Annotated in this window: 5 protein-coding genes; 4 read left to right on the top strand and 1 reads right to left on the bottom strand. The window is 43.8% G+C overall.

Annotation, left to right across the window (positions count from 1 at the left end):
• The 4 genes from Q0241_RS17510 to Q0241_RS17525 all read left to right on the top strand — a co-directional run.
• Positions 1 to 631 (top strand): DUF2306 domain-containing protein (locus tag Q0241_RS17510; RefSeq protein ID WP_299380007.1); only part of this gene is annotated, 631 nt, incomplete at its 5' end.
• 93 nt (positions 632 to 724) lie between these two features.
• The gene (locus Q0241_RS17515; RefSeq protein WP_299380010.1) at positions 725 to 1,081 is read left to right on the top strand and encodes a hypothetical protein; all 357 of its coding nucleotides are present in this window, start codon (positions 725 to 727) and stop codon (positions 1,079 to 1,081) included.
• A 383-nt stretch (positions 1,082 to 1,464) separates the two neighbouring features.
• Positions 1,465 to 1,974: a GNAT family N-acetyltransferase gene (locus tag Q0241_RS17520; protein WP_299380012.1), complete on the top strand. Its 510-nt coding sequence runs from the start codon at positions 1,465 to 1,467 to the stop codon at positions 1,972 to 1,974.
• 164 nt (positions 1,975 to 2,138) lie between these two features.
• Positions 2,139 to 3,131: a rhodanese-related sulfurtransferase gene (locus Q0241_RS17525; protein WP_299380015.1), complete on the top strand. Its 993-nt coding sequence runs from the start codon at positions 2,139 to 2,141 to the stop codon at positions 3,129 to 3,131.
• A gap of 67 nt (positions 3,132 to 3,198) precedes the next feature.
• Here Q0241_RS17525 and Q0241_RS17530 read toward each other — a convergent pair whose 3' ends face one another.
• Positions 3,199 to 4,272 carry an FAD-dependent oxidoreductase gene (locus Q0241_RS17530; protein ID WP_299380017.1) on the bottom strand — a complete coding sequence of 358 codons (1,074 nt, stop codon included), beginning with the start codon at positions 4,270 to 4,272 and terminating at the stop codon, positions 3,199 to 3,201.
• Between the last annotated feature and the right edge of the window lie 195 nt (positions 4,273 to 4,467).

Raw genomic sequence — 4,467 nt, forward strand, 5'->3', positions numbered from 1 at the left:
ATTAATTTTCATTGTTGTCTACACGTTTATTCCTGCTTTTGGGGGAATGATCAGGATTCTTGAGCTTGCCGGTGGCCCGGCCCTGATACCTAAAAACCCACGCGCCTTGGCTAATCCGATACCAGTTATTTCTCATGTCATGGGGAGTTTTGTGTTCTGCGTCGCAGGCGCGATCCAGTTTTTGCCAAGTATTAGACGACATCATCCGTCGACACATCGTGCGATGGGTCGCATCTTGGTCATTGCCGGATGTGTATCTGCGATCTCTGGATTGTGGATGACCTGTTTTTTCTCTTTCCCTAGCGCCCTGCAAGGAAGCCTCTTATTCTCTGTCCGGATCATCGTGGGTTTCTTTATGATTGGATTGATTGGGTGGGCGGTCTTGGCTATTAGAGCGCGCAACTTTTGTAAACACGGGGCTTTAATGCTTAGAGCTTATGCCATTGGTCAGGGTGCCTCGACGCAAGCTTTATTTGGAATAGGATGGATTGTCATCTTGGGTACTGAACCCGCAGGTTTGCAGAGAGATGTCTTTATGATGCTTTGCTGGCTTCTAAATATGCTAGTTGCAGAAATTATAATTTTACGATTAATCACGAACATGCGTTCTTCACCCCCGGCGCCTATTTAATCTGGAAAAACAATCGAGCGAATTATCGTCGAATGAGTTTTGAATTTGGTAATGGCTTTTCAAGTTTGTCATCGTATCAATGAGGAATACGTTATGATCAGGAAAATTGCAGTTGCACTGCCACTCTTTATCGTGACCGGGTGTGGTTTGGGACATGCTCTTCAAGAGGCCGATACTGGAAATGAAAAATACCGAACCTGCATTCTCCATCAGGTAGAGAATTATACGGCGAGTTACAGTTTTAGTGACCTGACCGTTGGGAGGGCGACTGAGTATGTTATTTCCGCATGCAGACGACAGGAAGAAGCTTATGTTGTGGCGATGACCGAACTGGCGATGACAATAACAGGGAATATAGTTTCCCAAGAGAAATTCTTGGAAGATAAAGAAGCTATGCTACGCAGTGATTTAAGAGAACTAGCGACCAGTCTAGTTGAACGAGAACTTTAGCGGCCCATGATCGGTTTGGGGTGTTTACGGTAGTTTAGGAAATAAATCAAACACTATGTAAGGTAGCTTGATGCGCAATCTTTTGTATTATTAAGGTTGTCAATGGGAGCGTCGTTTTCTTGATGCTCTAGAAACTTGGACATTAAAACAGAATATTTAGGGTTTTGTGTCCAGTAATAGTGTCCAGGTATCTGAATCAAAAATAGGTTAGTGTTTACGAGTTTATTGACGGCCCAACTTATATTCGCAAATAAAGTGGGCTGAAAATGATGATTGCAGGTTTGTTGCAATGAATCTGGTTCCATCGCAGTTAATTCGGTTTGGCACCCTGCCTATAGATGCAATTTATGTGGTTTCAAATTAATGGAGTAGTTCAGACTGTAATGTGTAGAAAATCTAAAGATCAGCGAGTTAATCAACTCGAGGATCAAATTAACTTTGGGCAATTACGTGATATTCCAGAAGATGAGATTATGTCTCATATGTCCGATCCCCGTGTTGCAGAGCATATGCCCTTACTCACATTCACGTGGGATAAGCAGGCTCTTATTAAATTCATTGAGGCCAAAGAAGAGTGCTGGGGGCGGGATGGACTTGGTCATTGGGCAATATTTCATAAAGGCGCCTATGTTGGTTGGGGCGGATTTCAAAAAGAAGGCAGCGAATGGGATTTCGGGTTGGTTTTAAAACCTGAATGTTTTGGTTTAGGTCAACGAATAACCCGAAAAGCACTCGCGTTTGCAAAAGCAGACAGTCGTATTCCCTTTGTGACGTTTTTACTGCCATTATCTCGAACAAAAACGGCTGCTCTTAGGAGGCTTGGTGCAGAATTCATTGAAGAGATTGAATTAGAGGGCGCTGTTTTTAAGAAATATAAACTCGACACAATCTGATAGGAATGTACCCCAGCGTGTTTTACTAAAAGAGGGGGTAGGCAAAGGGATATCGCAACTCTGCCATGATGTCGCATGTTCTTGATGTTTTTATACGCCTTTGATATATAGCCGCCACATATTGTAGCTCTGGTTTTACGTTCCAGCCCGCACAAGGAAAGAGAATGTCAAAGATTGTTGTTTCGGCACTGTATCACTTTGCCGTTTTGGAAGACTTCGAGAGTCTTCGTGAACCACTTCATAATTTTATGGTGCAACACGATGTCAAAGGGACATTGTTACTTGCACGCGAAGGTATTAATGGCACTGTCGCATCATCCCAAGAGGGAATTGATGCACTTCATGCCTATATTCGCGCTGATGAGCGATTAAAGAATGTCGTGACCAAGGAGTCCTATCACGATGAAATGCCGTTCCATCGCACCAAGGTAAAGCTCAAGAAAGAGATTGTTACCATGGGGGTTGAGGGCATTGATCCGAACCAGATCGTTGGCACCTATGTCAAACCGCAGGATTGGAACGCATTGATTTCAGATCCTGATGTGGTTTTGGTTGATACCCGCAATGATTATGAAGTCGGTATAGGGACTTTTAAAAATGCCATTGATCCCAATACTGCAACCTTCAGAGAGTTCCCTGCCTATGTTGCGGAAAACCTTGAAGACGCAAAGGACAAAAAAGTTGCCATGTTCTGTACGGGCGGTATTCGTTGCGAAAAATCAACGGCCTACTTGAAAGAGCAGGGCTTTAAAGATGTTTATCATCTTGAAGGCGGGATTCTGAAGTATCTGGAAGAAGTGCCAGAAGAGGAGTCTTTGTGGGAAGGTGAGTGCTTTGTCTTTGATAGTCGTGTTGCTGTGAAGCACAACCTGGAAAAGGGTGTATATGATCAGTGTTTTGCCTGTCGCATGCCAATTACGGAAGAAGACAAGCAAAGTGAACATTATCGCAAAGGTGTTTCTTGTCACCATTGCTACGAGAGCTTGACTGACGAGCAGTTAAAACGTTTTGAAGAGCGTGAGAAGCAAATCGAACTCTCTGAAAAACGCGGGATTGATCATATTGGGGGGGAGGTTGCCTCTCTCATTGAAAAGCGCCGTGAAGAAAAGCAATTGGTCAGAGAGCAACAGAAGAAAATCACAGAAGCTCAAAAGTGATCTTATCATCGTATCTGTTGTAGGTTTTAGGTGTTTAGGCGGGATGCAGGTCATCTCGCCTAAGTTGTTATTTATTAAGCCATTTAGTAGAAATTTTATCCATGGTCTCTTTGGCTGAAATCAATGCGCCTTCGAGATACCCGCCTTCAGAAGAGGCAAGCTCACTTCCGATAAATTCTATCTGTCCCTGCCAAATATTCTGCATGCTTTCTGGATGTCTGTATTGGGGATGAGACTGGAGTGGTTCGATGTCTTCTATTGTTGCTGTAAATGGGTCTTGGGCCCAATCCTTGATCGTAATTTCAAGAGGTGTCGGCGCTTCGGGACCAAATAGGCGCTGGATTTGTTCCTCTATCTGGTGTTTTAAATGTGCCGTGCCCAAATTTTTCCTTTGTGCTCCAGATCCACCAAGAAAGCCAAAAAGCGCGTAGTTGTGATCAGGTGAGGAAGCATCGTGGATTTCCATCATGGGACCAATGCGGCTAAAGGCCTGACCCGAGAGATTATGCTCTCTCCAAAATGGGCGCTGGAAACGAATGAGGGCTTTGGCGTTCCCTGCCATCCATGTTGGAATGGCACGCATGTCATTGCGAATACGATCACTCAAGTCTGGTAAAAACTGTATCTTATCTTCAATAAGACGGGGCGGGAGTGCAAAAACAAGGTTGTCACATGTAAAGCTGATGTTGTTGCTGTTATTCTGTGCATCTATTCTTACGTCGCTATCTTGCTTCTTGACTGAAGTTACCTTGTGATTCAGGAGAATATTAGAAGAGGGAACTTGTGCCTGTAGTTTATCTATTAAACCAGATATTCCGCCCTGAATTCGATATGAAGTCATTTGATACTGGTTTCCGGGAAGGCGTTCCGAAAATACATTGGGATCTTCGTAGAGTATGTCGCCAGTATTTTGTTGTTCGAATATCTGACAATCCAGCTCTTGAGACAGTTTCATCATTTGCTGTTGACCAGGCCAGAACCAGGTCGGTCCTAGATCGTGCGCGCCGGAAGTTTTTATGCGCCCTCCCAAACGGTTACGTGCCTCAAGAAGCAAAAAATCTTTCCCAACTTTTGCCAGGCGATAGGCAAGGTATAACCCGCTTAAACCTCCGCCAATGATTATAAGGGGAGTTTTATTCATGAGCAGCTTTCGGTTTTGAATTTGTTATAATCAAGAATGTATGCCGATTGCAAAGTATAGATTAAATGTGAGAAACAGGCTTTAAGTGCAATTTGAAGAATTAATCAAAACCTGTTCCTGCACAACTGTTCTCTAGATTAATTACGGCCAGCCATTACACCACCGTCAGTATCCCAGATGGCACCCGTAACCCAT

It is taken from the genome of uncultured Kiloniella sp. (assembly GCF_937128705.1).
Lineage (GTDB): Bacteria > Pseudomonadota > Alphaproteobacteria > Kiloniellales > Kiloniellaceae > Kiloniella.